Source organism: Chryseobacterium sp. SC28 (assembly GCF_003932955.1).
Classification (GTDB): domain Bacteria; phylum Bacteroidota; class Bacteroidia; order Flavobacteriales; family Weeksellaceae; genus Epilithonimonas.
The window spans coordinates 103309-129880 of sequence record NZ_QOVY01000004.1 but is presented as its reverse complement, the minus strand read 5'-3'; the positions used below and the strand labels follow the sequence as shown (position 1 = coordinate 129880).

The window sequence follows — 26572 nt, the reverse complement described above, 5'->3', positions numbered from 1 at the left end:
ACCAAAACCTCAGCTCATTATTATGGGTTGAGGTTTTTGTGTTTTTTAATGATAACTCCCGTGAGGCTAAGTTTCTTTGTAGGGGATGGAAGAGGCGGGAATGGTTGATTGATATAATGCAATGTTAAAATATTCGTAACGGATCAATGATTTTTGCAGGGGATGTTACGCAGATAATTTTTCAACCGTCAATGCAATCAATTGTAAATATCTGTCAATCTCCCAAAGCCAAAGATTGGCGAAATGATAGTCTTTGAGATGCGATTTATCTGTCGCCATCCTTAATTAACGCGTTTTCGGGTATTTAAAAAAAGGGAACAACTGCAATTTTTATTGGGTTCCCGTTTAAAATTTAAAAAAACGCAGGTTGCAATTAACATTTCCGTCATATCTCGTTAGTTTTCCGTTAAGTTTTAATTGTTAGACAATTGAAAAAATGTTAATAGTTTGTTAAAATTCTTAAGAAAACAATGAGGCTATTTTTGAAAAAAATAAAATATGCAAAAAAGAACACATTCGATTATCTATTTAATAGCTCTTGGATTTGCGGTTGGGGTGCCGCTGCAAGCTCAAACCAAACAGATAAAAAAAGATACTGTCAAGAGTATAGATGAAGTGGTGGTCACTGCATTGGGAATCAAGAGACAAGATAAATCTTTGGGATATGTTGCAGAGAAAGTGGGCTCGGATGAGTTTCAAAAGACGCAGAACAACAATTGGGCTCAGGCTTTGGAAGGAAAAGTGGCAGGCTTAAAGATTCAAACAGCCGGCGCCGGTCCGCTCGCAAGTGCTAAAATAACTTTAAGAGGTAGTATCTCGATGAATTTGGATAATAACGCAGCTCTTATTGTAGTAGACGGCGTTCCATTGGGGGGAACCAATACCGGAACTGGAAATGCGGCATATGGTGCTGGGACGGGAGGTGATTTGCCGGTAGATTTCGGCAATAATTTTAATAGTATTAATCCAGATGATATAGAATCTGTCACGGTTTTGAAAGGTGCCAGTGCTTCTGCATTATATGGTTCCCGAGGCGCCAACGGGGCGATTATGATTACTACAAAATCCGGGAAATCAAAGACCGGGAAAGTGGGCGTAACGTTTAACTCTTCTACAAGTTTCGACACAGTTTTGAAATGGCCAGATTGGCAGTACGAATACGGACAAGGAACCTTAGCGAAAAATTCGGCAGGACAATTTTATTATTCTTATGGGGCGTCACCAGACGGCGTCAACACGGGTAGCACGAGTAGTGCATTTGGACCTAAGTTTAATGGGCAGTATTTTTTTCAATATGATCCGACTGTGGAGGGGCAAAGTCTAACTAGGCAATTGTGGCGACCTTATAAAAACAATATCAAAGATTTTTGGGAAGTAGGCAGCACTTATTCTAACACTTTGGGCATAGAAAGTTCCACCGAAAAAACGGCTTTTCGAAGTTCTTTGTCGTATGTTAAAAATAATTGGATGATGCCGAACACTGGATTTGACAGATTTAATTATGCATTATCCTTTGACCACAAACTGAGTTCTAGACTTCGCGTTCTTGCCAAGTTTGCGTACAATTACACCAAGAGTGATAATTTGCCCGCCACAGGTTACAATAACCAATCGATATCCTATTTTATGATTTTTCAGAATCCAAACGTGGATTTGGCATGGTACAAGCCTATTTGGAAGAAAGATAAGTACAAAATTGACCAGATACATCCTTTCAGTTCGTATATTGATAATCCCTATCTTATTGCCTATGAAATGCTGAATGGATTAGATAAGAAATTCCTGACAGGAAATATTACTGCAACATACAATTTTAATAGAAAGTTCGAGATAATGCTTAGATCCGGGATCGAAATTACCAATGAAGAACGAACAACTAAGAGACCCTACAGCTCAGCTAACTATTTGCAAGGCTATTACCGCGAACAATACATTAAAAACACAGAATTCAATACTGATTTACTTTTTACCTTTAAAAATAATTATGGAAAATTTAATATAAGTGCTTCTGCCGGTGGAAATATTAGAGCTAATGAATATATTTTGAACGATTACATAGCAACAGGTCTCAAAGTGCCGGATCTATATCAGTTGACCAATGCCATCTCATTAAATTCCAGAATTGCACAACCAAAAGATAAAGAAACCAACAGTCTCTATGGTTTGGCCACATTTAGTTATGATAATCTTTGGTTTGTAGATGTCACTGCACGAAATGATTGGAGCAGCACACTCCCAGAGGAAAACCGATCTTATTTTTACCCATCGGTCTCTACCTCAGTAATCCTTTCGGATATTTTGAAAATTGAATCAAATAAATTTAATTTTTGGAAACTCAGAGCATCTTGGTCCCAAGTGGGAAATGACACAGATCCTTACAGCTTAGTTCAGTTCTACAATGCCAGCAATTTTACTGGTTCTGCCGAAATTTTTTCCAACTATCAAAATCCTAATCTAAAACCCGAAATGAATTCTAATATCGAAGCCGGGATGGATTTTGCGTTCTTTAAAAACAGATTAACGTACAATGTAACGGTTTATCAAAACAACACCAAAGATCAGATTATTGATGTGCCATCACTCATTGAAACTGGTTATAGCACCCGAACCATAAATGCAGGAGAAGTAAGAAACAGAGGCATAGAAATGACGCTAAATGCTTTTCCGATTAAGAACCCAAATTTCTCTTGGAACCTATCGGCCAATTGGTCTCTGAACAAAAATAAGATCTTATCCCTTCCTGCGGAGTTTATGGGAGAACCTTACACCATGGCCAGCGTCGGTGGTGTGGTCTTCTTTAATGCTGTGGTTGGAGGTTCATTAGGAGATATGTATGGTTATAAATTGCAATATGCACCCGACGGTCAAGTAATTTATGGTTCTGATGGTCTCACGGCAAAATCCACTGAAATCGAATACATAGGAAACGCCTATGCTAAATGGAGAGCAGGATTGCAAAATACTTTTAAATACAAGAATTTCTCTGTAAGTTTCTCAATTGATGGACAATACGGAGGAACGGCGTATTCTCAATCTCATCACAAAATGTCCGAACAAGGAAAACTGACCCACACTTTGATGGGAAGAGATGATCCTAATGGAACGATTATCGGTCAGGGTGTAGTTCAAAACGCCGACGGTAGTTTTTCGCCTAATACCAAACCCGTTTCACTGACATCTTATTACGGTGACTATTACAGAAGAGCCAATGTGGAAACCAATTCTTTCGACGCTTCCTACATCAAGTTAAGAGAAGCCAACATCACTTATTACTTCCCCAAACCTATGGTTCAAGCTCTCAAGATGACTGATCTAAGTATTGCATTATTTGGTAGGAATCTATGGATGTGGACTGATTTTCCGCTATTTGATCCGGAGGCTGCCACACTCAATGATGCTTCTATTACTCCAGGAATAGAAATGGGGCAACTTCCTACTGCCCGAACTGTAGGAATTCAATTAAATGCTAAATTCTAAAATGTGATTATGAAAAATAAATTTTTAACAATTTTAAATTCATTGGTAATGTTTCTTGTTATTTCTTCGTGTGATAGAACCTTTGAAGAAATTAATACAGATACCAGTAAAATTATAGAACCTACGCCGGGTAGTTTACTTGCGCCGGCACAGTATAATATGGGTGCCAATGCCTATATGAGAGCCAATGATTTCACATTTGATATTATGCAAGTTTCGGCAGATTTTCCGAGTGAAGGCAATAATATAAGCCGATATTACATTACCGAAAGTACAGGGAATTCTTATTGGAATACATCATACAAATGGCTGAAGCAGGTAAAGCAAATGTACGATTTGGCAGTGCAGCAAGATAACAAAAATTACCAAGCGATTGCTTTGGTAATGAATGCTTGGATGTATGCCAATTTAACCGATACCTACGGAGACATTCCTTTTTCCGAAGCATCTAGAATAGAAGAAGGTATTACCCAGCCAAAGTTCGATAAGCAAAAAGATATTTACATAAAACTTTTAAATGATTTAAAAACTGCCAACTCATTATTTGTAACCAATTCTCCACTATCAGACCAAGATTTGTTTTACAATGCCCATAATGATGCAAATGGAGTTCTGAATTGGAAGAAATTTTGCAATACTCTTTCACTAAGATTATTAACGAGAATTCTGAAAAAAAATGGAGAAGTAGATGTATATTCCAGAATTCAAGAGATCGTAAACAATCCTACGGTTTATCCCATTTTTCAGAGCAATGCTGAAGGTGCAGTTCTGAGCATCTCAGGAGTAGCACCTCTTTTGACACCTATCGCCAGACCACAGGATTTTACAACTGGTAGAGCCGCAGGCGAATTCTTTGTAGAAACTCTGAAAGCCAATAATGATCCAAGACAATCTCTCTTTTTTTCGCAAGCAAAAAATTTGAGCAATAATCAAAATATTGGTTACAAGGGTGTTCCCGTAGGATATGCACCAGGAACAACTTTTACCTATCAGCCATCAAATATGAATCAAAATTTGGCCAAGGCACCCTTGAAAATTTTGATTTTACCTTATGCGGAGTTACAATTTATCCTCTCAGAATTAGCTTTTAGAGGAATTATAAATGGCAATGCACAGTCTTATTACGAAAACGGAGTGAAAGCTGCTATAGAACAATGGAATTCTACCGTCCCGGCCAATTACTTCTCCAATGCAAATGTTGCTTATAACGGCACTTTGCAAAGAATAATGCTTCAGAAATATGTCGCGCTTTTCTTTGTAGATCAGCAACAATGGTATGAACAAAGAAGAACCGGATTTCCTGTATTGCCAAACAATGGAGGCTTACTAAATGATGGTAAAATGCCTCAAAGATTAATGTATCCCACACAACCAAAAATTTTAAACGCTGAAAACTATCAAGCAGCAGTACAATCAATGGGTGGAGACAATATCAATGTAATTAACTGGTGGAATCAATAACTAAATTTATTTAAATGAAAAAACAACTTTTAATATTTGGCCTATTATCAAGTTTTTCTTTTGCTCAGCAAACCGCAACTGGTTTTGTTTTTGAAGACAATAATAATAATGGAATTAAAGACAAAAAAGAAAAAGGAATAGCTCAGGTTTCAGTATCTAACGGAGTAGAAGTGGTGCAAACAGATGCAAAAGGAAAATATACGCTGCCCGTGAAAGATGATAATATCATTTTCGTGATAAAGCCTTCCCAATATATGACGCCGAAAAGCGCTGCGCAGCTACCGCAGTTTTTCTATAATTATAAACCAAATGGTGCTCCTAAAGATTTTAAATATGCCGGACTAAAACCCACGGGTGAACTTCCAAAAGAAATTAACTTTGCGCTGTATCCACAAAATGAAGACAAAAATTTTCAAATTTTAGTGTTTGGCGATCCTCAACCTTATGATATGAAAGAAATGGATTATTTCCAGCGTGGCATCATAAATGAAGTAAAACACAATAAAAAAAATGCTGTTTTCGGTATTAGTTTAGGAGATTTAGTAGGGGACGATCTAAGTTTACATCCAGTTTACATCAATGCCATCAAAGAATTGGAATTGCCATGGTATAATGTGATGGGAAACCACGATATGAATTACGAAGCCAAAGATGATAAACTTTCGGACGAAACATTCGAAGCTAACTTTGGACCTAACAATTATGCCTTCAATTATGGAAATGTGCATTTTATTATTTTAGATGATATTCTATATCCAGATCCCAGAGATGGAAAAAGTTATTGGGGAGGTTTCAGAAAAGAACAGTTAGATTTTGTGGAAAATGACCTTAAAAATGTAAATCCAAATCAACTGGTTGTTTTTTCCTTTCATATCCAATTAACGCCAGAAAACCCAAATGATGAGCATTTTAGAATGGATGACAGACAAAGACTGTTTCAAATTTTAAAACCATTCAAAAATATTTTAATGATGTCTGCTCATACCCATAAGCAAAGCCAGTTTTTCTACGGCAAAAAAGAAGGCTGGGATGGTATGAAGCTTATTCACGAATTTAATGCCGGCACTACTTCTGGAGATTGGTATTCGGGTACCGCAGATGAAATAGGGGTTCCAAAATCCGTCATGAGAGATGGTACATATAGGGGATATTCTTTCATCAATTTTAAAGACAATGATTATGAAATTAATTATAAAGTTGCTGGCAAGCCAGAAGATTATCAAATTAATCTATGGGTACCCAAAGTAATTCCCTTTAAATCTAAAAATTCCGCAAGAATTGTGGCCAATTTTTTCATGGGAAGCCAGAACGATGAACTAGAATACAGAATAGACAGCGGCGAATGGAAAAAAATGAATTATACAGAATCTATAGATCCTGAGTTTACTGATAGCGTTTTGAAATGGGACACTACCAAAGAATTACTTGTGGGAAGGAGGCCTAATAATCCTGAAAACTCAAAGCATATTTGGACAGCGCCATTCTCAAGAAATTTAGATTTAGGGAAACACGCAGTTGAGGTAAAAGCAAAAGACCGTTATGGAAAAATACATACTGCAAAATCTACCTTTGAAGTAAAAGAGGCTAAAACTATTCAGTAGACATCTCAATCCCGAACAAAAGAAAAGCCAGACAACACACAAAAGTCTGTATGATTTCTATTCTGGTATGGTGATTTGAGTCAGGATTTTTTACCACTTATTCATTATATAAACTGTTTTTGGAATTCCAATGGCAGTTTTTTCAAGTATTTATAATTAATGACTTCTCCATACCAGAGTAGGTAGATACCATCTAAACCAGAAGAAAAGAAGCCGGTGCTTTTTCGATTTTTGGGTGCGCTTCCAGATAAAGCAGCATTGCATCGACAGCCGTAATAGCGGTTTCAGTTCTGTTTTTGCCATATTTTTTTGGCACGCCCTGCTCTGTAAGAAAGGCAACTTTGTAACTTCTGTCTTTTTCTAAAAGCTGATTTTGAAAATAGATTTCCTGAATCCGGAATCCGGGCGGATTTTCTATTCTCATTAGAATGCGAAGTCCACTGCAACGCTTCACGTAGCCACCCATTTGGTGCATTGGTTCGGCGGAAAACGTGCGTTCCAAATTTTCCTCCAGCATTTCGAAAATCTCGTGACCGCTAAGCTCTGTTGTGGTAATAGGCGGGTTCATAGGCACCATTTGGTACAAATTCCAAAGCGTCACATTTCCTTTGTCTATCGGTGCGCCATATCGCCAACCGTTGGAAAAGGAAATTTCAGTCGCCGTGGCAAAATTCACCGCAGTCAGCAGAAAATCGTCCATCGAGGAAGACAAGCCGGAGTACCGGTGCAATATCTGCTCGGAAGTGCCTACTATTTTCTCTTTCATTTCTTCGTAAGGTGAGAGAACATCGGCCACCAGAGCCTTCAAAGTTGCTTCTTCTGCAAAGGAATCATCTGCGGTAATCAATTCATAACTGTAATTTTGGACCGCATCATTTTCCACTTGCAGTTGCAAATGTCCCACGAAAGAGCCGTGGCAGCCGCATTGTATAATCACAGTTCCGTTTACTTCTGCCGCTTCGTACATCCGGTTGTGCGTATGCGCACTGAGGCAGACATCGATTCCGGAAACATTTTTTAGTAATTCTACGTCCTGCGGAAAGCCATTATGGGACAAAAGAATGATGAGTCCGACGCTTTTTTCCTGTAGTTCGGCCACGCATTTCCGAGTTTCTTCGATACCATCAGTCACGGTGATGCCTTCACTGAATTTTTCAGGCATTGTTTTGTCGATAATATTGCAACAAATACCAATGATGCCTATTTTAATTTGCTCAATTTCTAAGATTTGATAAGGCGATAGAAAAGGTTTTCCGTTCTCATCATAGACATTGCAGCCCAAAATGGGATAATGGAGCCGGCTTCCCAACTCCAGAAGGTGCTTTGGCGTGTAGGCAAAATCCCAATGGCCGACCATTGCGCTTAACTCCAATGCATTAAGAATGGGAATAAGCACCTCGCCTTTTGACTTTACCACCGGAAGCATGCCGTGGAAGGTGTCGCCGCCGTCGAAAAACAAGCTATTTGGATTTTCGGATTTGATTTTTTGAAAAATGGATTTAATTCGGGCGTAGCCTCCCGCTTGGGCGATATATTCTTTTTGATTGTCGTAAAAAAGCTCGGGATGCGGCTCCAGATACCCGTGAACATCGTTGATAAAAGCGATCGATAATTTCATTTTTGGTTTGTTTTTAAGGTTTGACAACGGCCCAATGTTCATATTCTCTCAAGATGATTTCGCCGTTTCCGCTTGGCGTATAATTCACAAAATCAAAGAGTTCCGATTTGTTGATTTTCCTTTCCCACAACGTATTTTCGCATTGCACCATCACGACGCCTTTATCTATTAATCCGGACAAAAGTTTCTCGTAAGGATTGGTCTTTTTGTACATTTCGACACCGGCGCCAAAGGCCAGCAGCTCGACTTTCAGTTTACCTTTCAGTCTCGGGTCTTCCAAGGCATTATTGATATTGCGAATGGTCATTTTGATTTTTTCATCTTGCGCTTCATCGATGACGTATAATGCTTTGTATTGCTTTTCGACAGCTTTCGCGGGCTCATAGTGCAGCGTTGTTTTTTGCCCGAAAGTGCTGGCGCCGATCAAAAGTGTCGATAGTGTGATGATTTTAAATAGAAGTTTCATTATTTATTCTTTTAATAATTGATTAATCTCTTCATAGAACGATTCCTTGCTGTAATCTGCCATTCCGGCGTGGTGCATTCGGATTTTTCCGGCTTTGTCCAAAACCACGGTGGTCGGGAGCGAGCCGCTGAAAAATTCATTAGGAATGTTGCCATTGGGAAGAACAAAAGGAATGCTGAACTTTTCTTTCTCCAGATACATCTTGCCTGCAGACGCATCATCATCTAAGTTGACACCCAGGAAAATCAAATCTTTTTGATCCTTATATTTGTCGTAAAAAGTCTGAATCGAGGGGAACTCGGCGCGACACGGCGGACACCACGAGGCCCAAAAATTGATGAATACCACTTTGCCCTTCAGTTCAGACGTGTTGATGATGTTTCCCTTGTCGTCTGCAACGCTTAAATTTGGTAAAACAGTCGTGGTCTCTTCTGCTTGCGGTGGTTCTGTTGTTTTCTCTTCGATATTTGAGTTGAAGAGGCCTGTAGAAGCCAACTGGCGCATCAGCCAAGCTTTGGCATCGGGATTCACCAGCAGTACTGCGAAAATCGCTACCAGAAGTGTAGTGCTCCAGTTTTTTCGGAGCCATATTTTTAATTTTTCCATTTCTTTTTATAGTTTTAAATTGCTTGTTCTGTTAAAGTTTTCAATGCTTTATAAATCTCGGGGCGGTCAAAATCTCTTGCACCTTGCGCTTGTACTTCCAGCTCGCCTTTTTTGTTGAAAATTAAAGTCGTGGGAATTGCTCCTTGAAAGTACTTTGAGGGAATCTTGTCTGCTGCGACATAAACCGGGAGATCATAATTTTTGTCTTTCATAAATTTCTTGCCCTTTTCCATATCGGCTTCTACATTCAGAAGGACAAATACAATATTGTCATTTCCTTCGAACTTTTTTTTGAGTCTGTTGATGGCCGGCATTTCCTCCACGCAAGGTTGGCACCAGGTGGCCCACATATTCACGATTACCACTTTCCCTTTCAGGTCGCTAAGGTGGATTTTTTTCCCGTTTTCATCAATTAAGATGATGTCGTCATCGTTCGGTATTAATTTTTTAACATTTGATTGGTTTTCACTTTCCTGATGAGGTTGCCTTGCATTGGCATTCAAAGAAAACAGCATTATTGAAAGCAGACATATGCTTCTTTTAGTAATTATAATCGGGTTCATTATTTTATATTTTTTGGTTGAGGTATTATGATGCAGATTGCGGTCATCAATCCAAGGAAATAGGCTGATGAAAATTTTATTATCATTTTTTTGATAAAACACTGGCAGAATCCTTCCGCTAAGGATTAATAAAAATTTTAAAACCATCGGAGTCTCTTAAAAATAAAAGACCCAAGAAATTTTAAATCAAATGATAAGTTTGCGGTATCGTATAAAAATGGGAACAGAATTTCCTATTTTGGAAGAACTGTATTGGGGATGTTTCCTAATGTTGACAGAAAGAAAAGCGCCAAGAAAAAGAATAAAAGTAACGGCAGCGAACTCGCCAAAATCCGAGACAGAAAATGGGGTGTCGCTTTTGGCAATCATCTCTTTTTCCTTACAGAAAATACATTGAGGGGAAGAACTGGAGGTGATGAATTTGTCCTTGGCAACGGGCGAATGACTGGCGGCGGAAGTTGGCTGCACATCGAATATGTTTTTGATGCCATACTTCACAGCACAGGAAGAAATCAAAATACATAAAATGAAGAACACGCCGATGATGCCCTTTAATTTATACATATTATGTAGTTTTTGATAATTCATTCACAACAAAAATACGAGATTTTAATTCGCCTGTCAAAAATATTCTCATAATTTTATTATAAACATTTTTTCATTTTATAAATCGAATCAAACAAAACTAATTATCATTTTCCGATAAGTTGTAATGGTAATGGTTTTTCCAAAAGTTTTTTGAGCACCGCAATCCATATCGTGGAGAGCAGAAGGGTAAGACAGGTAATGGCAAGGCCGGCTTTGTACAGTTCGTACTCGATGATGTGATCTTTGTACGCAATGGCTAAAGCGAGAATCCCGAATTCTCCCGTCTGAGACAACAATGCGCCACCATACCAACTGTTTTTTTTGCCGAATTTCAAAAAGCGGAAAACAAGAGCAGATATCAGACTGTTGCTTATCAAAACAAAAAAAGTACCTGCCAAGATGATTTCTGAATGGCTCAGAAAATAGGACAGATCCAAGCGCAAGCCGATGGAGACAAAGAATAGGGCGACAAAGAAAACCTTAAAAGAAGACAGCGTATGCTCCAGCCAAGCGAATCCTCGAAGTCTTCCGACAAGGACGCCGGCGATAAAACTGCCCAAGGCACTGCTGAGACCAACGGCATCTGCCAGCAATCCAAAACCCAAACATATCAGCAGCCCGGTGAAAAGCTGAAGGTCGTGATCGTCGGCTATCTTATTGAGAAACCTCGGAAGTCTGATTTCCTGCACATTCCTTATGGTTTTGAAAAGCAAGATGATGGCGATGCAGCCCACCAGCGGAAGAATAATCTGGGCAACGCTGAAGGGTTTGCCGCCGCCCCAAATATTCAGAAGTGTCAGCACGGGTGCCAAAAGGACATCCTGCAGAAGCAGTATATTGAAGATAGTGCTCCCAAACGCGGTATTAAAAATCTGGTACTTTTTTAGAAACTCCGTCACTACGGCGGTGCTGTTGAAAAAGAAAAGGATAGCTATTAAAGTAATACTTTTAAAATCGAGGTTCAAATAGAATCCTATCAAGAATGCGAAAGCAAAGCCCAGCAAGACTTTCATGCTTTGGGCAATGAGCGGTTTGATAATAAGATAGCGTTTATTGGGAATATTGATTTCCAACCCCAAGAAAAACATCAGGAGAAGTATGCCCAGCTCCCCAACCAGTTCTATCTCCTTGGTATCCGAGAATATCCCGATCAAATCGGGGCCCAGCAAAACGCCTGCTACAATGTAAGCAATCAAATAGGGCTGGCTAAAATGTTTCAGTATAAAGCCTAAAATCAATATCGTGAGAGACAGCACACAGATAGACCACAGCAACTCATTCATACCTCGGCAAAACAATTAAAAAAAAGGTTTTCCATATTTCAGGAAAACCTTTTTGCAAAATTATTTAATTTCAATTAGTCTCGGCGATTGCATTTTGGCTCCCTCTTTTTTAGGAATGATAAGTCTTAAAACGCCATTTTCGTATTTAGCTTCGATGTGCTCATCGTCCACCACCTCGGTCTCCAAAGTGAAGCTTCGTTGGAAAGATTGATAGCTGAATTCTCTTTGAGTGTAGTTTTCATTTTTTTCTTCCTCTCTTTCCTCTTTTTCAGACGAAATGGTAAGAACACCTCGGTCAAGCGTAATCTTGAAATCTTCTTTCTGCATACCTGGTGCAGCTACTTCTACTTCGAAGACATCATCTTTCTCTTTGATGTTTACGGATGGAAGCGTTGTACGAGAAGCAGAAAAATTGCTATTGCCCCAATTAAATAGATCGCGAGTGAAAAAATCGTCGAATAGTGCGCGTGGGCTGGTAGGGAGCAAGCTACCATTGTTTCTTTTAACGATTGTTGTCATAACAAAACTAATTTAAAGGTTAAACAATATTTTTTAAAGTTCTCATATTCCCAATCAACAAAAGATATACCACTCCCAGAATGCGAAAATTTGACTTAAACACACTGAAATTTTGTCCCAAAATTGTCATTTTTACTTCCTTTTTCAGATGAAAAATTGTCATTCTTTTAGCTCCATACAAGCTTGGAATTTTTTATTAAAAAAATCTTGGGAAAATGACGACTCGGCTAAAATATAAACCACAAAAAATACCGCTTTTCTCTCAGCGGTTTTGATTGATTAATCTTTCCAATTCATCTGCCTGGACAACTCCGGACTGCTTCCACTTGACTTCGCCGTTTTTAAAAATCATCAAGGTCGGGATGTTGCGAATCCCGAACTGCGAGGCCACAGCCTGATTTTTATCGACGTCGATTTTGATAATATTGGCAGCATCGCCCACTTTCTTTTTCAGATCCTTCAGGATAGGAGCCTGCACCTTGCAAGGACCGCACCATTCGGCAAAGAAATCTACCAAGACGGGTTTATCTTGGCTGATTATTTCCTTGAATTTGTTCATCTCTTTTTATTTTAATTCTTGATATTCGGTTTCCTCATCAGCTCTGAATTTTTTTGGCTGAACCGCGCAATTTCCGCTGGCGCAACAGCCGATATTCAGTACAGGCATTGCAACAAAAATCGCTCCAACCGCAACTAAGAGCCACATCCCGGATCTCGCGGCCTCCACGACAAGGAGAATTCCCATTGCCAAACGCAAAATCCGCATCAAGTTCCAGTTTTTCAAAATATTTTGTATCATTTATTTTAAATTTATTGCGTGACAAAATTTCCTTTTTCCAGCCATTCCTTCATTCCGCCAGAATAATTCTTGACATTCTCAAAACCGTTTTTCTTCAACAAAGAATAGGCAATCGCTGCTCTGTCGCCGCTTTGGCAATGGATTACGACTTGCCCCTCGCGGGAGATTTTATCAAGGTTATCTTCTATGGTTCCCACGAAAACATTTTTGGCATTTTCAATATGGGCAGCTTTATATTCGGATTGATTGCGTACATCGACTATCTGAATATCTTCTCTGTCCAGATAGGTTTTGAATTCTTCGATATCGATGACATCGGCTGTTTCCAAATCCAATCCGAGATTTTCGACAGCGTCGATGTAGCCCATCATTTGATCCATCCCGATTCTCATCAATTTGCGTGTAAGATCTTCCATTTGATCGTCCTCGGCAACCAGAATAAACGGCTCCGAATAATCTACCAGCCAACCCATCCAAGTGGAAAACGAATTATTGCCCTGAATATTGATGCTATTCGGGATGAAACCCTTCGCGAAGTCCACTTTATTTCTTGTGTCTATTACTTTAACGCCGCTGTTGTAAGCCTTCAAAAACTCGTCCTTCGACAGTTTTTGATGTTTTGGAACGTCTGGCAACAATGGTCTTTCCACTTTATTGAGCTGCTTCATCATCGCGAAATATTTCGGCGGTTCTGGTTGCCCATCCAACAGGTATTCTACAAAACCTTCCTCATCATCTTCGTACTGAAAAGCCCAGTTTCTGATTTTTTCGTAACCCACCGTCGAATTGGGAACTGCTCCCAGAGATTTCCCACAGGCCGACCCTGCGCCGTGACCCGGCCAAACTTGAATATAATCTTGTAACTTACTGAAATTCTTAACGGAATGGAACATTTCTCGAGCTCCTTTTTCCTGCGTACCAACGATTCCGGCTGCTTTTTCCAGCAAATCTGGTCGTCCGATGTCTCCCACGAAGACAAAATCTCCTGTAAAAATCATCACCGGAGCATCCGTTGCAGGATGATCGGTCAGCAAGAAGCTGATGCTCTCGGGCGTGTGTCCGGGCGTGTGAATGACTTTCAGCGTTAGATTTCCGACGGTTATCACATCGCCATTTTTCAATCCGATGTGTGGGAATTGATATTGCCAATCTGCGCCACCTTCGTCCGAAAGATACATTTTTGCACCCGTAACAGCGGCGAGCTCGCGCGAGCCAGCCAAGAAATCGGCGTGAATATGGGTTTCGGCGATGTGCGTAATTTTTAGATTATTTTCATTGGCGATCTGAAGGTAGGTATCGATATCCCTTTTGGCATCGATCACGATGGCTTCGCCTTTTGCTTGGCAGCCGATCAAGTAGCTGGCCTGCGCAAGGGTCTTATCATAAATATGATGAAAATACATAAATTAATTTTTTATAATGTACAAAATTATAATCTATTTCTTAATTTTTACGTAATCTTGGTCACATAGTACAAATTTACCTTTTAACGGCAAAAATCCTCACGACAGAAGCTTGACCTTTGTGTTGATTTCCTTCATTGAGTGTGATGGTTTTGACAACGGCTTCTTGGAAGTCGAAGTTTTCGAAATCCTTCATCAATTCTTCAAGAGAATATAGCATTTCGGCATTCTGCGGTCCTCCAGATTGCGGGTTGGATTTTTGATATTCTACTTGAAGTTTGGAAAAACCTTCTAAAATAAGAATGCCACCGGGCTTAAGAAATGCTGATAGGGTCTGATGAAATTTTCTTCTCAGATTTGGGGGAAAATGGACAAATATAAGTGCCAAAGCATCAAAAGAATGATCTGGATATTTTATATGTTCTGCATCTGCGATGGTATAGGAAATTTGGGTATGGTTTTTTCGAGCTAGTGCAAGTGCTTTTTTCTTTCCTGCTTCGGCCTGGTCAAATGCTTCCACCTTCCATCCTTGTGTGGCTGCATAAACCGTATTCCTGCCTTCTCCTTCTGCCGGGAAAAGTATTTTGCCAGGTTTTACTACTTGCAATTTTTCTTTCAGATATTCATTGGGGGCGGTCCCGTAAATATAATCGTTTTGGCTATATCGATCGTTCCAAAAATCTTTTTGAGGCATTATTTGAGGGTTTTTATAAAATTAATTCTTTTGCAAGGATATACATTCCCATTACTAAAACGAACCATCCGAAAAAGGTTTTCAGTTTTTTGGCTGATAATTTAGATGAGAAAAAGATCCCGATAAAAATCCCGATGATAGACATTGCGGTAAATTTAATAAGCATATTCCAGTCTATTGCGGAATGTTCGCTTTTAAGAAATCCTGTGAAGCCGATCAGGGAATTGATGGTAATGATAAACAACGATGTTGCCACAGCTTTCTTCATCGGCATCTTTGCGAAAAAAACCAGAGCGGGAATAATAAGAAATCCGCCTCCTGCTCCTACCAGACCTGTTATAATGCCGACCAGTGCCCCTGTTAGAAGTATCATTATGTGATTGTGCTCTGCTTTGGGACTGTCTATATTTTCTTTGCCGTCTTTACTAGGGCGTATCATTGATACCGACGCAGCCACCATTACTACGGCAAAAAGTATCATCAAAAAAATAGATTTGGTAAGTTGAAAATTTCCTGTTTTCAGAATAATTTCTGGGATAACTGGAACAATAAGTGCTCTAGTGAGGTAAACGGTAACAACGGAAGGGATTCCGAAAAGTAAAATTGCTTTAAACTGTAAGCCTTGGTTATAAAAACTTCTGATTCCTCCAGCAAAAGAAGTTACCCCAACAACAAATAAAGAATAGCCAGTTGCTAAAACGGGGTCAATATTCAAAATATAAACCATAATAGGAACGGTAAGGATAGACCCTCCACTCCCTATCAATCCGAGGGAAATCCCTACTAAAAGAGCTAAAATGTATCCTGCTAACATTGGGTCATATTTTTCAAAAGACAAAATTATAATCGGTGGATACAAAATAGTCAGTGATATATACTGATCGTTTTTCTATGTTTTTGCTAACAGTTTTGTAGGCATTTTTAGTTTTAAGATACAGAAAACGCAAAACAAAAACAAAAAATATAGTCATTAAATACTAATAATCAGTAAGTTAATAATATTTCTGAGAGCAACTAATTACTTTTTATTTAGATATTCATCATCTCTTGTTCCGCCGTGTCCTTTGGCAACCACATTCATAATTTTGATATTAAGAAAAATAAATTTAAAAAACTGCAGGAAGGGATTATGCATTTTAAATTTTTCGTATTTGGATATTCTTTCAGACATTATTTTTTATTATTTTTTTGTTGATATGTTATTCAGGAATCAGCCACCAAAATGGCTTCATTTTGGCTTTCCAGATAAACCCGATATGCAGCGCATATTTTACCCAATGTCCTGCCAATCCTATCTCTCCAAATGTTTTATGAATGTCTCGTCCTCCAGTTTTCGAATATTTTACATAATCGGGCACAATAGGACAAGTAGTTATACTTACTGCCGAACCTTTCGTCAAACCGAAACCGGCCGAAGCTATGCAAGCCGCACCCATATTTCCCAAAGAACCTTTATGAATATGCGGATTCTGACCATTTTTAATTTGTTCGATGATATTATCCGCCACTAGCTTTGCCGTAATTCCCGAAGGCATTCCTGTTCTTGGAGGCGCCGGAAAAATTGGATTACCGTTTTTGCTGATATGAGGTTTGGATATCGAATGCGGTGGTGCAAATGCAATACCAGGTGCAAAAATATTGGGGAAACTTGGATTTGTGTAGGTTTCTGGCCAGTCCTGTACTTTCCATTCTTCATAAGGTTTTTCGGTATAATCTGCATCTACGATCATAAATCCTCTGAAAAGCTTTGAAGTGATGTCTTCGCCATTTTTACCAAAAGCCTTGAACGGATGACCGGCAAAAGCAGGGATCAGCATTGCGAAATCGTAATCTTCCGTTTTATAATTTCCCTCCAAAGTTTCGTAATGCACTTTCCCTGGTTCTACCTTATAAACACCTGCTCGGGTAATCCATTTGATTCCACGGTCTTCAAAAACCATTTCCACCATTTCCGAAGATTTCATCCGTATTCCTTTATATGCGAGCAACATCCCGTCCATCCCGAAATCTCCCAATTCATATTCGTTGGAAATCCACGTAATTTCGACATTGTCACGCAGCCCTTTTCTGCGGAGTTCGTTTTCGACATTCAAAATATATTCAAACGCAGCACCCTGGCAAGTAGCTTTGGGATGCCCTGTACCGATGAGCACTTTGAGTTTCTTACTTGTTTTTTTGATTTTTTTCTCTAGCTCTTTCAAGCCTTGCGCAGCGTGCTCGGCGTGTCCGTATGTACAAACGGAGTACATCTCATTTTCTCCCGGGTTTAGCCCTTCTGTCTGGTCAAAAGCCAGTCTGGGACCGGTAGCGTTGATAAGGTAGTCATAGGTGATTTTTTCCTGCTGTCCTATGTTTTCTCCGGCCACATATTCTGCCACAATGTAGGGCTTGCTTGCCTCTTGGTCACCTTCTGGATAGAAACTTAGCGCTTTTGCCTGTTTGTAGCCAATTCCTTTTTTTTTGTATAAAGGCTTCAAGGGAAATACGACTTCTTTTGTCTGCATTCTTCCGACCCCCACCCAAATATTGGAGGGAACCCATTGGTAATTGCTGTTGGGCGAAACTACCAGAACTTCGTGCTCTTTACCGAGTTTTCTTCTCAAATGAGCCGCAGCAGTATGACCAGCTATCCCTGCGCCCAAGATCACTATTTTTGACATAATAATTTTTTTTAAAATTATCACCTTAGAAATCAGTACACTGTGACGTTCATCACATACGGCATGTATATTTTGGTAATCTATATTTCTTTTGCAAATTGTTTTATAATTTCAGTCAAATACAGGGAGTTCACCTTTTGGTAAGGCAGGCTGTTTTGATCTAATAATTTCTTGAGGTTTTTGCCCATTGCATAATACATGATTTGATCTGCGTCGGCAAAAAGTCTGATTAATTCCTGATGTCCGCAGTCCACACCAGATTTCTTTGTGGCGCCTTTGCGATCAGGTTGAGAATGATTGCGTTTCGCAAACTCCAAGGCAATTATATTTCTTTTATCTAATGTATAAATTGCAAGCTCAAGGCACCTACCTATGTGAATGGCAATTGTTTCCCGATCATTGGTTGGAATTATAATTTTTGTCATATCACTTCAGTTTTTCTTCATTTTCCAGTTTTTGAAACAACCAAAAAATGAGTTTGTAGGAAAGGTAAATCATTATAGGAAGTGTAATGATTTGGAGTATTTCTTTTATTTGCATTGCTTTATTTTTTTTGAATAAGAATTAATAGGTGTGATTTTCAGAGTTTTCGAACTCGGATGAAGAAATTTTTCGAGAATCAATTTTGCGCCAAACCATTGCAATGTAGCCCACCACAAAGGGAATCATAAGCGATACGTAGCTCATCGTTCTTAAAGTAAACTCGCTGGAGGAGGCATTGGAAATCGTGAGAGAACTTTGCAGGTCATAAGTTGACGGATAACATGCTGTATTATTGAATCCTACTGATATCAAAAGCATCCAAATGGTAAAGTTGATTCCGAATAACTTCATCCAGAATTTGGTAATCTCTTTCCACTTTTCGTCTTGTGTTTTCACATATATGGTTTCCATAATGGCAATCATAAATGTTGTTCCCAATGTAAGCGGAACAAACATCCAGTGATACATTGCGGTAAGAGCAAATTGTGCTCTGGACCAATTGACAAGTTCCCAGTCTATATGGTTCATAATATTGTAATTTTTCTATTTTTTGATTTCTGTAAAATTTTTCCGAAGATATTCCATTCTTTGCTGGTCGTTTTCAAATTCTGTTTTTAAAAAGTCTTTAAAAAAAAATATTTTTAGAATACCGAACATTATCAAGAGCTTAAGAGCTGCGATCACCCAGAGCGTACGGCTTTCTTTGGACATAATACTAAAGCCATATTGGTAAAGCTTAATAAGTTCCTGAAATGGATATAATAATAATCTGAATACCGAATGAACTGTCATAATTGCAAGAGTATTTTATAAAGCAAAAGTACCCGCAAATGCTTTCTAAACTGTGGCAGAAAAACAGGTAAAAATGGTAATTTTTATCTATTAATCGATTTTCTAAACTCTGCTGGTGTAACGCCCGAATGGGATTTAAAGAACTTGGTGAAATACGAATTGTCTTCAAAATACAATTCGTAAGCGATTTGGGAAATGGTATATTCGGAATTGACTAAAAAACGTTTGGCTTCTAGAACAATTCTGTTTCTAATGATCTCTCCGACTGTTTTTCCGCTTATCTTTTTGCAAACTGTATTGAGATAATTGGGCGTAACGGAAAGATGATCTGCATAAAATTTTGGATAATGGGCTTCCATAAAGTGATTCTCCAGAAGTTTCTCAAATTTTACAAAAAGATAATTGTTGTTGAGGCTTTCTTTTTCTGGATTTTCATCTTCGGTCTTAAGAGAAATCATCAGCAGAACCTCAAGAATAAGGGTCTGGATCATTGATTTTGAATAGATTGATTTTGATGTGGCGAGATCAGATATCTTAGAGAAAGCTGATTCTATCTCATTTTTACAAGCTTCCACTTTTCTGAAACAGGATTTGCCGTTTTTGCGGAATAGGGGAAGCGATGTGATAAAATCCTTTTGCGAAAGAAAATCGTTGAAGAATTCTGCGCGGAAATTGATCATTATGCCTTTTGGACTTCCGGAGGTAAATCTTATGTCGTGCACCTGAGCGGGGCTAAGAAAGAAAATCGTATTATCTGCTATTTCCCATTCCTGAAAATCGATGTAATGAATTCCGCTACCACTATTCACATACAAAATCTGAAAAAATGAATGTTTGTGTGGAATCTTCGGGATGTACAAGTCTTCGTCCCAAAGCTGGCTGAGATCGTGGATCACGAAGGATTCTTTGTGATTTTCTCTTTCCGGAATATCGCAGGATTTGATGATAGGAATGCTCATCGTTTTATGGAAATGGAATATGAAAATAAAAAACCCTTCCACAAATATAATGAAAGGGTAAATGACTCTAAACCAATCTTATCTGGAACAAGTTCTTCCCTCGTCCTTAACTCCTAATTTCTGAAGTATAGAATACATTAAACACCAGTTGGTAAATGAACTTTGTAACAGATTGAGGCCTACAAATCCGGTCAGCCAAAACCAGTTTTCATTGACTTTGATTCCTAATAAGAGACTGCAGAGAATTAAAATTCCTGCAACTGCGTGTACGATTCTTGTTTGCATATTTTTGTTATTAAATTGATTTTTCTAAACTTATTATTGCGATATGAACTTGCGAAACTATTTCTTGTTTGGAATTAAAATCCTCTACACTTTTGTATATTTCGTCCACAATGTCATCTATTACAAATACCGTAAATAGTAAAGAATCAATTGACACGTAATCTTTAGGAAACCAGTTTTCTAACTCGTCTCCATTGTTTTTGTATCCTTTTACGGATTGATAGGAAAAGGCTTTCACGCCGGAATGTTTCAAAATGGTTTTCACGTCTTTTTCGAATTCCTCTACTGCTGTTATTAATAATAGTTTCATTTGTTCTGTATTTTTTAAAACTTTACATTCAAAATTTTCGGTCTTCAGATGCTTTGTTTTCAGCCTCTTTTTTATCTTCCCATTTCTTCCTTTCTGTAATGTAGTACATCAACGGAACGACTATTAGGGTAAGAACGGTGGAAACGATGGCGCCAAACACTAAGGAAATAGCCAATCCCTGAAAAATCGGATCGAAAAGAATGATCACCGCTCCGATGACTACCGCCCCTGTGGTCAATAGAATTGGCATCGTTCGCACCGCTCCCGCTTCTATGATGGATTGCTTAAGAGGAATGCCCTCGTTTAATCGAATTTCTATAAAGTCAATCAGTAAGACCGAATTCCTGACCATTACACCCGCCAAAGCAATCATCCCGATAAATGAAGTTGCGGTAAAAAATGCACCAAGAAGCCAGTGTCCCAAAACAATTCCAATGAGCGAAAGCGGAATGGCAATCATCATCACAATTGGTGTTTTGAAATTCTGGAACCACCCTACAATCAGCATATAAATAATTATTATCACAACGGCAAACGCAGTTCCCAAATCCCGGAATACCTCCAAGGTAATCTGCCATTCTCCGTCCCATTTCACGGTATAATTGTCATCATTTTCTGGTTGTTTCATGTACAGTTCGTTCAGCGAATATCCTTTCGGAAGCTGTATTTTTTTCAGCTTATCTTCCATTCCCAAAATCGCATAAACCGGGCTTTCCAGGTCGCCAGCCATATCGGCCAATACATAAACCACTCTTTTCTGGTCTTTTCTATAAATGGATTTTTGCAATGTATCGCGTTCTACTTTTACCAGATCGCTCACGGGAACCATTCCACTTTGCCCTTTTACCTTGAGATTGGTAACGTCTTGAATGGTAGATTTGTCTCCGTCGTTGAGCGTCATTACGATATCTACGGCATCGTTTGATCTTTCATCGTACAAATTTCCTATAGAATGTTCGCCCATCAAATAAGTGAGATTACCAACAATCTGCTGCGGTGCAACACCGTTCAGCATTGCTTTTTCTTTGTCCGGAATGAGTTTGAACTCCGTTTGTGGTGCTTCAACCATCCAATCGACATCCACTACATCTTCCGTTTTCTGCAGGATTTCTTCCACTTTTTTGGCCACTTTTATCTGCTCATCATAATCGGGACCGTACACTTCTGCAACGATGGTCGATAAAACCGGAGGTCCCGGAGGCACTTCCACAACTTTTACATTGGCACCGTATTTTGCCGCAATTTTCTGAATGGAGGGTCGTATTTTTTTGGCAACATCGTGACTCTGATCACTACGATCTTCTTTGTGCAAAAGATTTACCTGGATGTCTGCGGTATTGCTGGCACCTCTCATATCATAGTGGCGTACCAAACCATTAAAGGTCATCGGTGCAGAAGAACCTACATAGTTCTGGTAATTCACCACTTCCGGAACTGTTTTCAGGTATTGCGCAATGTCTTTCGTAGCAGCGGCTGTTCTTTCCAGAGTGCTTCCTTCCGGCATATCAATCACCAGTTGGATTTCGTTTTTATTATCAAAAGGGAGCATTTTCACGGCGATCCATTTCGTAAAAAATGCCAACACCGAAATTAATAATAGCACAAAGGTAACGCCCATCATCGTCCATCTTTTGGATTTGTTGTCGAGCAGCGGTTGTTCTATTCTTTTATAAATCCTATAGATTCTTCCTGTTTCCAAGCCTTCTTCCTCTTTATGCTCTTCTTTTTCTTTTACTTTTAATAAATGAAAAGCCAAATATGGTGTTATCGTCAAAGCCACAAACAAAGAAAGCAACATCGCGATCGAAGCTCCAATCGGCATTGGCGACATATATGGCCCCATCATTCCGGAAACGAAGGCCATTGGCAAAATCGCAGCTATAACTGTAAAAGTGGCTAAAATAGTTGGATTCCCGACTTCATTGATGGCATAAATTGCTGCTTGCTTGAAGGGTAATTTCTTGAGATGAAAATGCCTGTGCATATTTTCTGCAATGATAATGCTGTCATCCACCACAATTCCTACCACGAAGACAAGAGCAAATAGCGTGATCCTGTTTAACGTATAACCCAACATATAGTAGCTGAAGAGTGTTAATGCAAACGTAAGCGGAACGGAGAAAAACACAACCAATCCGCCCCGCCACCCCATGGCTGCCATGACAAGAAAAGTAACTGCCAAAATTGCAACTCCCAAATGCATCAGTAATTCCGAAACTTTGTGTGATGCAGTTTCGCCATAGTTTCTGGTGACTTCTACGTGAACATCTTCTGGAATTAAATTCTTTTTGAGTTCCTGAACTTTGGCCAGAATCTGTTCCGAAATTTTCATCGCATCGGCTCCTTTTACTTTGGAAACCGAAAGCGTGACGGCAGGATACTCCGATTTAAATTTTTTTCCGCTTTCTAAAGCGTTTCCGTATCCGAAACTGACGTAGTTGGCAGGAGAAGCCGCTCCGTCTTCTATTTTGGCAACTTGTTTTAGATACACGGGCATATTCTGCGACGTTCCTATCACGAGATTTTCCACATCCTCCGACGAATTTAGAAATTGGCCCGTCGTCAAGAGATATTCTTCATCATTGGAATCAAAACTTCCGGATTGTGAACTTGCATTATTCGCCCGAATCATTTGCATTACCGAAAGCGCATCCACGTTCAACTCGGCCATTTTGTCTTTATCAACAATGATTTTCAATTGTCGGTTTCTTCCGCCAATCACATTGGTCAGAGAAACGTCTTTTATTTTTTTGATTTCGGAAGACAATTCCTCGCCCATCTGCCGAAGTTCATAATCGTTGTATTTTTCGCTCCACAGCGTTAGCCCAAGTATCGGAACATCGTCTATGGATCGCGTTTTCACGATCGGTTCGTAAACTCCTTTTGGGAAGATATTTTTATTTTTTATCAATTCGTCATACAACTTCACATAGGAACGTTCTGTATCTTCTCCTACATAGAACTGCACAACGATCATTGCTTTCCCGTTCATCGCGGTCGAGTGGATGTGTTCTACACCTTTGATATTAGAAATAATTTTTTCCAAAGGTTTTACCACGCGATTTTCCACTTCTTTTGGGGAAGCTCCCGGATAGCCCACCATCACATCTGCCATTGGTACAATGATCTGCGGCTCCTCTTCTCTTGGTATTAATGTCGAACTGTACACCCCGATAATCATTAAAGCAACCATCAGCAAAATGGTCAGTTTTGAATTGATGAAAAACTCGGCGATACGCCCTGCGAACCCTTTTTCCATAAAAAAATATTTTTTTAATGTGAAAATGTATCAATGTAACAATTACAAACTTTGTTCGTAAATCAGTAATTGCTGCATTGGTAAATTGTTACATTATTTAATTTGAATTTTTGCTCCATTATACAATTTTCCGTTAGCAGAGACGATGTACGGTTCTTTTGAGTTCAAACCTGAAATGACTTCTGCCTGATCTCCCAAGATTTTTCCGATTTTTATCCATCGTAGAACGGCGGTATTTTGAGAACTCACGACGTACACACCCGTTAGTTGACCTTTTTCCACCAAAGCAGATTTCGGAATTATTATCATTTCCTGAAAATCTTGATTCTTCTTCCCCGAGTTTTTGAAAGGGAACTGCACATTGACGAACATCCCCGGTAGCAAGTCCCTCGAGGCTGCAATATTGATTTTTACCAAATATTGTCCGCCGGTATTTGCAGCTGATTTGCTGATTTCCGAAACCATTCCGGAAATGGTTTTATTAATAGATTTCAAGGTCACCAGCACCTGCATTCCTTGGTGAATAAGGGTAATGTTCTCTTCGGAAACCAAAACCTGCGCCTGCAAAGCTCCGGAAGATTCTATCGTCAAAAGTGGACTTCCCGGACTTGCCATATCGCCTTGCTCTGCAAATTTCGCAGTAATTGTACCGGAAATCGGAGCAGTAATGTTGGTATATTTATATTGAGAGTTGACTTCATTTTTCATCTGCTGCGCTGCTTGCAGACCTGCCAGAGCTATTTCGTAGCGCGCTCTCATATCGTCTAATTCTTTTTGGGATGCGCTTTGATTTTTGTATAAATTCTGAAATCTTTCATAATCTTTTTTAGCACTGTTGAAATTCGCCTGGGCTTGCAAAATCTGCGCATTGGCTTGCCCTCCCTTTGCTTGAATATCGGTAGAGTTGATGTGTACCAAGGCTTGTCCCGCTGTAACGTTTTGGCCCACCTCTGCTTTCATTGATGTGATGTAGCCCATCATTTTTGTAGAAACATTCACAGAGTTTCTGGCAACCAATTTTCCACTAACGGTGGCTGATGCGCCTGAGGAATTCGTTGATGACTTGCTGAGCTGCACCAAAATGGGTGAATCGGTATTTTGGACAGATGTTTTATCGTCTGAAGAGCAACTGCTGAACAATGTGGCAGACCATAAAAGCGTAGAGTAGATGTATGTTTTCATAAGGGATGGTATTATTTTTTTATAAACCTTGACTATTTTATAGCAAACCCCAACAAGGCTGATCGGGCAGGAGACTATCAGCTGCAGGATGGACTACGGAAGATACTGTTCGATTGTCTATTAAATGATTAGTTTCTTAAAAATTTATAATATTCTATAGTCGTATTATAATCGAAAATGGCTTGGATATGTTCTAACTCTTTTTGTGACATTTGGGTTTCGGAAGTCAGCAGATCCGCCGACTTTTCCAAACCTTGGTCGTAGCGATTCTTACGGATCCGATAGGCTTCTTGGCTTTGCTCGAAAGCGAGTTTCGTAAGGGTCACTTTATTCTCGGCATCTTGCGCCTGCCGGGCGGTTTTCTGAAGTTCCAGCTGGCTCTGCTTCTGATATTGTAGTATTTCTGTTTCGGCTTTGCTGAGTTCTGATTTATATTTTTGCTGTTCGCTTTTGGCTTTGAGGCCATCAAAGAGATTCCAAGAAAGCTGGATTCCTGCTAAATATCCGTTGGCATCAAACTGTGCAATTTTGTTGTCGTAGATCTCGAAACTTCCGAAGGCATTGAGTTTCGGCAGAAATTTGGCTCTGGAAGATTTGATCATCCAGTCGTAGGCTTGCAAAGATTTTTGGTAGGCTTGCAAGTCTTTTCTGTTAATATTCAAAGCGGGATTACTTTCTACCATATTTTCTTGATATTCTAAAGATTCCGTAGGTTTCAGAACTTTATTCCGATCATTCTCGTCCAACAAAAAAAAGAGGTAATCGGAAGCATTTTTGACGTTGGATTGGGCATATTGTATTTGATTTTCTATCTCTTTCAAACGTACATCCATATATAAAACCTCTGATTTCTGAATGAGTCCGTTTTTGTAATACCCATCCACCACTTTTTTGTTGGCGATTGTGGTTTTCTCTGCATTTTCCAGGGTTTCTACCATTTTGTAAGCCATCTGCAACATCATATATGCTTTTTTGAGCTCGAAGCGCACGTACTCTTTCGTACGTTCGGTTTTGATTTTTAGGACTTCAGATTTTATTTCTCCTGCTTTTTTTTGATAGATTGCATCCATATTAATAATGGGCTGCTGGATTTCTAATTTGGTGGCAAAATTGGAAATGCTTTTTGGAGAATTTAGACTGTTGGGATCGAAATCCATCATTCTAATCCTTTCCTGATTGAGCTTTGAACCAAAGGCATACAGAGGATTGTTGGTACTGGAATAGGTATAAGAAGCGCTGACATTGGGAAGATACATCGATCTTGTTCCCAACAGTTCGGCATCGGCAACTTCGGCTTCTTTTTGCGCCAATTTTACTTGGAGATTGTTGTCCAGAATTTTCTGTTCTATCTCGGCTGCTGAAATCCGGATGGTTTCTTGGGAAAATAGGTGTTGAAATCCGGCCACCGATAAAATAAATACCCAGACTTTCTGCATAATCTATAATTTTTGACAAAAATACATTGACGAAAACTATGGTACAGTAACCTTTATCACATAAGAAGATTTGCTACAAAAAACACTTGGCAATAGATAGAATTATATAAGAAAGCTACCTCCGAAAG

26 protein-coding genes are annotated in these 26572 nt (G+C 39.2%); 4 read left to right on the top strand and 22 right to left on the bottom strand.

What is annotated here, in order from left to right; translation table 11 throughout:
- The first annotated feature begins 498 nt into the window (after positions 1-498).
- Genes DTW91_RS04165 through DTW91_RS04155 form a run of 3 tightly spaced genes read left to right on the top strand, consistent with a single transcriptional unit; the run spans position 499 to position 6539 of the window.
- Positions 499-3477, top strand: a complete 2979-nt coding sequence (locus tag DTW91_RS04165) for a SusC/RagA family TonB-linked outer membrane protein (RefSeq protein WP_125202157.1) — start codon at positions 499-501, stop codon at positions 3475-3477.
- 48 nt (positions 3478-3525) lie between these two features.
- Positions 3526-4938 (top strand): SusD/RagB family nutrient-binding outer membrane lipoprotein, encoded by a 1413-nt coding sequence (locus DTW91_RS04160; RefSeq protein WP_228412645.1) that lies wholly within the window; start codon positions 3526-3528, stop codon positions 4936-4938.
- 14 nt (positions 4939-4952) lie between these two features.
- Entirely contained in the window at positions 4953-6539 is a 1587-nt protein-coding gene (locus DTW91_RS04155) for a calcineurin-like phosphoesterase C-terminal domain-containing protein (protein WP_125202155.1), read from the top strand.
- A gap of 193 nt (positions 6540-6732) precedes the next feature.
- Here DTW91_RS04155 and DTW91_RS04150 read toward each other — a convergent pair whose 3' ends face one another.
- The 4 genes from DTW91_RS04150 to DTW91_RS04135 are packed head-to-tail and all read right to left on the bottom strand — an operon-like array spanning position 6733 to position 9792.
- A complete protein-coding gene (locus tag DTW91_RS04150; protein ID WP_125202154.1) occupies positions 6733-8157 on the bottom strand; it encodes a bifunctional metallophosphatase/5'-nucleotidase in 1425 nt (474 codons plus the stop codon).
- Between the two features lie 13 nt (positions 8158-8170).
- Positions 8171-8623 (bottom strand): DsrE family protein, encoded by a 453-nt coding sequence (locus tag DTW91_RS04145; protein ID WP_125202153.1) that lies wholly within the window; start codon positions 8621-8623, stop codon positions 8171-8173.
- 3 nt (positions 8624-8626) lie between these two features.
- Positions 8627-9229: a TlpA family protein disulfide reductase gene (locus tag DTW91_RS04140; protein ID WP_125202152.1), complete on the bottom strand. Its 603-nt coding sequence runs from the start codon at positions 9227-9229 to the stop codon at positions 8627-8629.
- 14 nt (positions 9230-9243) lie between these two features.
- Positions 9244-9792: a TlpA family protein disulfide reductase gene (locus DTW91_RS04135; RefSeq protein WP_185144737.1), complete on the bottom strand. Its 549-nt coding sequence runs from the start codon at positions 9790-9792 to the stop codon at positions 9244-9246.
- Between the two features lie 258 nt (positions 9793-10050).
- Between DTW91_RS04135 and DTW91_RS12670 the strand changes: the two genes are divergently transcribed.
- Positions 10051-10317, top strand: a complete 267-nt coding sequence (locus tag DTW91_RS12670; RefSeq protein WP_125202150.1) for a hypothetical protein — start codon at positions 10051-10053, stop codon at positions 10315-10317.
- A 167-nt stretch (positions 10318-10484) separates the two neighbouring features.
- On the opposite strand, the gene DTW91_RS04125 is transcribed toward DTW91_RS12670, so the two are convergent.
- From DTW91_RS04125 to DTW91_RS04045, 18 genes are all read right to left on the bottom strand, one after another.
- Positions 10485-11663 carry a cation:proton antiporter gene (locus tag DTW91_RS04125; RefSeq protein ID WP_125202149.1) on the bottom strand — a complete coding sequence of 393 codons (1179 nt, stop codon included), beginning with the start codon at positions 11661-11663 and terminating at the stop codon, positions 10485-10487.
- Positions 11664-11723: 60 nt separating this feature from the next.
- Entirely contained in the window at positions 11724-12182 is a 459-nt protein-coding gene (locus DTW91_RS04120) for an Hsp20/alpha crystallin family protein (RefSeq protein WP_125202148.1), read from the bottom strand.
- A 262-nt stretch (positions 12183-12444) separates the two neighbouring features.
- Positions 12445-12741, bottom strand: a complete 297-nt coding sequence (gene trxA, locus DTW91_RS04115; protein WP_125202147.1) for a thioredoxin — start codon at positions 12739-12741, stop codon at positions 12445-12447.
- 6 nt (positions 12742-12747) lie between these two features.
- Complete coding sequence (locus DTW91_RS04110) at positions 12748-12981, bottom strand: hypothetical protein (RefSeq protein WP_125202146.1); 234 nt, start codon at positions 12979-12981, stop codon at positions 12748-12750.
- Between the two features lie 11 nt (positions 12982-12992).
- Entirely contained in the window at positions 12993-14384 is a 1392-nt protein-coding gene (locus DTW91_RS04105) for an MBL fold metallo-hydrolase (RefSeq protein ID WP_125202145.1), read from the bottom strand.
- Positions 14385-14460: 76 nt separating this feature from the next.
- The gene (locus DTW91_RS04100; RefSeq protein ID WP_125202144.1) at positions 14461-15078 is read right to left on the bottom strand and encodes a class I SAM-dependent methyltransferase; all 618 of its coding nucleotides are present in this window, start codon (positions 15076-15078) and stop codon (positions 14461-14463) included.
- A gap of 13 nt (positions 15079-15091) precedes the next feature.
- Positions 15092-15892, bottom strand: coding sequence for a sulfite exporter TauE/SafE family protein (locus DTW91_RS04095; RefSeq protein ID WP_125202185.1), 801 nt, complete (start codon positions 15890-15892; stop codon positions 15092-15094).
- A 204-nt stretch (positions 15893-16096) separates the two neighbouring features.
- On the bottom strand, positions 16097-16249 hold the full coding sequence (locus tag DTW91_RS12665; RefSeq protein WP_185144736.1) for a hypothetical protein: 153 nt from the start codon (positions 16247-16249) through the stop codon (positions 16097-16099).
- 28 nt (positions 16250-16277) lie between these two features.
- Positions 16278-17738, bottom strand: a complete 1461-nt coding sequence (locus DTW91_RS04090) for an NAD(P)/FAD-dependent oxidoreductase (protein WP_125202143.1) — start codon at positions 17736-17738, stop codon at positions 16278-16280.
- Between the two features lie 80 nt (positions 17739-17818).
- The gene (locus DTW91_RS04085) at positions 17819-18163 is read right to left on the bottom strand and encodes a NifB/NifX family molybdenum-iron cluster-binding protein (protein WP_125202142.1); all 345 of its coding nucleotides are present in this window, start codon (positions 18161-18163) and stop codon (positions 17819-17821) included.
- A gap of 139 nt (positions 18164-18302) precedes the next feature.
- Positions 18303-18749, bottom strand: coding sequence for a cytochrome ubiquinol oxidase subunit I (locus tag DTW91_RS04080; protein ID WP_125202141.1), 447 nt, complete (start codon positions 18747-18749; stop codon positions 18303-18305).
- Between the two features lie 15 nt (positions 18750-18764).
- Positions 18765-19013, bottom strand: coding sequence for a DUF4492 domain-containing protein (locus DTW91_RS13045; RefSeq protein ID WP_125202140.1), 249 nt, complete (start codon positions 19011-19013; stop codon positions 18765-18767).
- A gap of 83 nt (positions 19014-19096) precedes the next feature.
- Positions 19097-19972: an AraC family transcriptional regulator gene (locus DTW91_RS04070; protein WP_125202139.1), complete on the bottom strand. Its 876-nt coding sequence runs from the start codon at positions 19970-19972 to the stop codon at positions 19097-19099.
- Between the two features lie 78 nt (positions 19973-20050).
- Positions 20051-20257, bottom strand: coding sequence for a DUF2892 domain-containing protein (locus DTW91_RS04065; protein ID WP_125202138.1), 207 nt, complete (start codon positions 20255-20257; stop codon positions 20051-20053).
- 10 nt (positions 20258-20267) lie between these two features.
- Positions 20268-20567 carry a hypothetical protein gene (locus DTW91_RS04060; RefSeq protein WP_125202137.1) on the bottom strand — a complete coding sequence of 100 codons (300 nt, stop codon included), beginning with the start codon at positions 20565-20567 and terminating at the stop codon, positions 20268-20270.
- Positions 20568-20595: 28 nt separating this feature from the next.
- Positions 20596-23826, bottom strand: coding sequence for an efflux RND transporter permease subunit (locus tag DTW91_RS04055; protein ID WP_125202136.1), 3231 nt, complete (start codon positions 23824-23826; stop codon positions 20596-20598).
- A 93-nt stretch (positions 23827-23919) separates the two neighbouring features.
- Positions 23920-25008 (bottom strand): efflux RND transporter periplasmic adaptor subunit, encoded by a 1089-nt coding sequence (locus DTW91_RS04050; RefSeq protein ID WP_125202135.1) that lies wholly within the window; start codon positions 25006-25008, stop codon positions 23920-23922.
- A 128-nt stretch (positions 25009-25136) separates the two neighbouring features.
- Complete coding sequence (locus tag DTW91_RS04045; protein ID WP_125202134.1) at positions 25137-26444, bottom strand: TolC family protein; 1308 nt, start codon at positions 26442-26444, stop codon at positions 25137-25139.
- Positions 26445-26572 lie beyond the last annotated feature (128 nt).

Bases quoted from the DNA above. Each gene is read 5' to 3' on its own strand.
- DTW91_RS04165 (WP_125202157.1), top strand. From the start codon at position 499: ATGCAAAAAAGAACACATTCGATTATCTATTTAATAGCTCTTGGATTT.
- DTW91_RS04160 (WP_228412645.1), top strand. From the start codon at position 3,526: ATGTTTCTTGTTATTTCTTCGTGTGATAGAACCTTTGAAGAAATTAAT.
- DTW91_RS04155 (WP_125202155.1), top strand. From the start codon at position 4,953: ATGAAAAAACAACTTTTAATATTTGGCCTATTATCAAGTTTTTCTTTT.
- DTW91_RS04150 (WP_125202154.1), bottom strand. From the start codon at position 8,157: ATGAAATTATCGATCGCTTTTATCAACGATGTTCACGGGTATCTGGAG.
- DTW91_RS04145 (WP_125202153.1), bottom strand. From the start codon at position 8,623: ATGAAACTTCTATTTAAAATCATCACACTATCGACACTTTTGATCGGC.
- DTW91_RS04140 (WP_125202152.1), bottom strand. From the start codon at position 9,229: ATGGAAAAATTAAAAATATGGCTCCGAAAAAACTGGAGCACTACACTT.
- DTW91_RS04135 (WP_185144737.1), bottom strand. From the start codon at position 9,792: ATGAACCCGATTATAATTACTAAAAGAAGCATATGTCTGCTTTCAATA.
- DTW91_RS12670 (WP_125202150.1), top strand. From the start codon at position 10,051: ATGTTTCCTAATGTTGACAGAAAGAAAAGCGCCAAGAAAAAGAATAAA.
- DTW91_RS04125 (WP_125202149.1), bottom strand. From the start codon at position 11,663: ATGAATGAGTTGCTGTGGTCTATCTGTGTGCTGTCTCTCACGATATTG.
- DTW91_RS04120 (WP_125202148.1), bottom strand. From the start codon at position 12,182: ATGACAACAATCGTTAAAAGAAACAATGGTAGCTTGCTCCCTACCAGC.
- trxA (WP_125202147.1), bottom strand. From the start codon at position 12,741: ATGAACAAATTCAAGGAAATAATCAGCCAAGATAAACCCGTCTTGGTA.
- DTW91_RS04110 (WP_125202146.1), bottom strand. From the start codon at position 12,981: ATGATACAAAATATTTTGAAAAACTGGAACTTGATGCGGATTTTGCGT.
- DTW91_RS04105 (WP_125202145.1), bottom strand. From the start codon at position 14,384: ATGTATTTTCATCATATTTATGATAAGACCCTTGCGCAGGCCAGCTAC.
- DTW91_RS04100 (WP_125202144.1), bottom strand. From the start codon at position 15,078: ATGCCTCAAAAAGATTTTTGGAACGATCGATATAGCCAAAACGATTAT.
- DTW91_RS04095 (WP_125202185.1), bottom strand. From the start codon at position 15,892: ATGTTAGCAGGATACATTTTAGCTCTTTTAGTAGGGATTTCCCTCGGA.
- DTW91_RS12665 (WP_185144736.1), bottom strand. From the start codon at position 16,249: ATGTCTGAAAGAATATCCAAATACGAAAAATTTAAAATGCATAATCCC.
- DTW91_RS04090 (WP_125202143.1), bottom strand. From the start codon at position 17,738: ATGTCAAAAATAGTGATCTTGGGCGCAGGGATAGCTGGTCATACTGCT.
- DTW91_RS04085 (WP_125202142.1), bottom strand. From the start codon at position 18,163: ATGACAAAAATTATAATTCCAACCAATGATCGGGAAACAATTGCCATT.
- DTW91_RS04080 (WP_125202141.1), bottom strand. From the start codon at position 18,749: ATGAACCATATAGACTGGGAACTTGTCAATTGGTCCAGAGCACAATTT.
- DTW91_RS13045 (WP_125202140.1), bottom strand. From the start codon at position 19,013: ATGACAGTTCATTCGGTATTCAGATTATTATTATATCCATTTCAGGAA.
- DTW91_RS04070 (WP_125202139.1), bottom strand. From the start codon at position 19,972: ATGAGCATTCCTATCATCAAATCCTGCGATATTCCGGAAAGAGAAAAT.
- DTW91_RS04065 (WP_125202138.1), bottom strand. From the start codon at position 20,257: ATGCAAACAAGAATCGTACACGCAGTTGCAGGAATTTTAATTCTCTGC.
- DTW91_RS04060 (WP_125202137.1), bottom strand. From the start codon at position 20,567: ATGAAACTATTATTAATAACAGCAGTAGAGGAATTCGAAAAAGACGTG.
- DTW91_RS04055 (WP_125202136.1), bottom strand. From the start codon at position 23,826: ATGGAAAAAGGGTTCGCAGGGCGTATCGCCGAGTTTTTCATCAATTCA.
- DTW91_RS04050 (WP_125202135.1), bottom strand. From the start codon at position 25,008: ATGAAAACATACATCTACTCTACGCTTTTATGGTCTGCCACATTGTTC.
- DTW91_RS04045 (WP_125202134.1), bottom strand. From the start codon at position 26,444: ATGCAGAAAGTCTGGGTATTTATTTTATCGGTGGCCGGATTTCAACAC.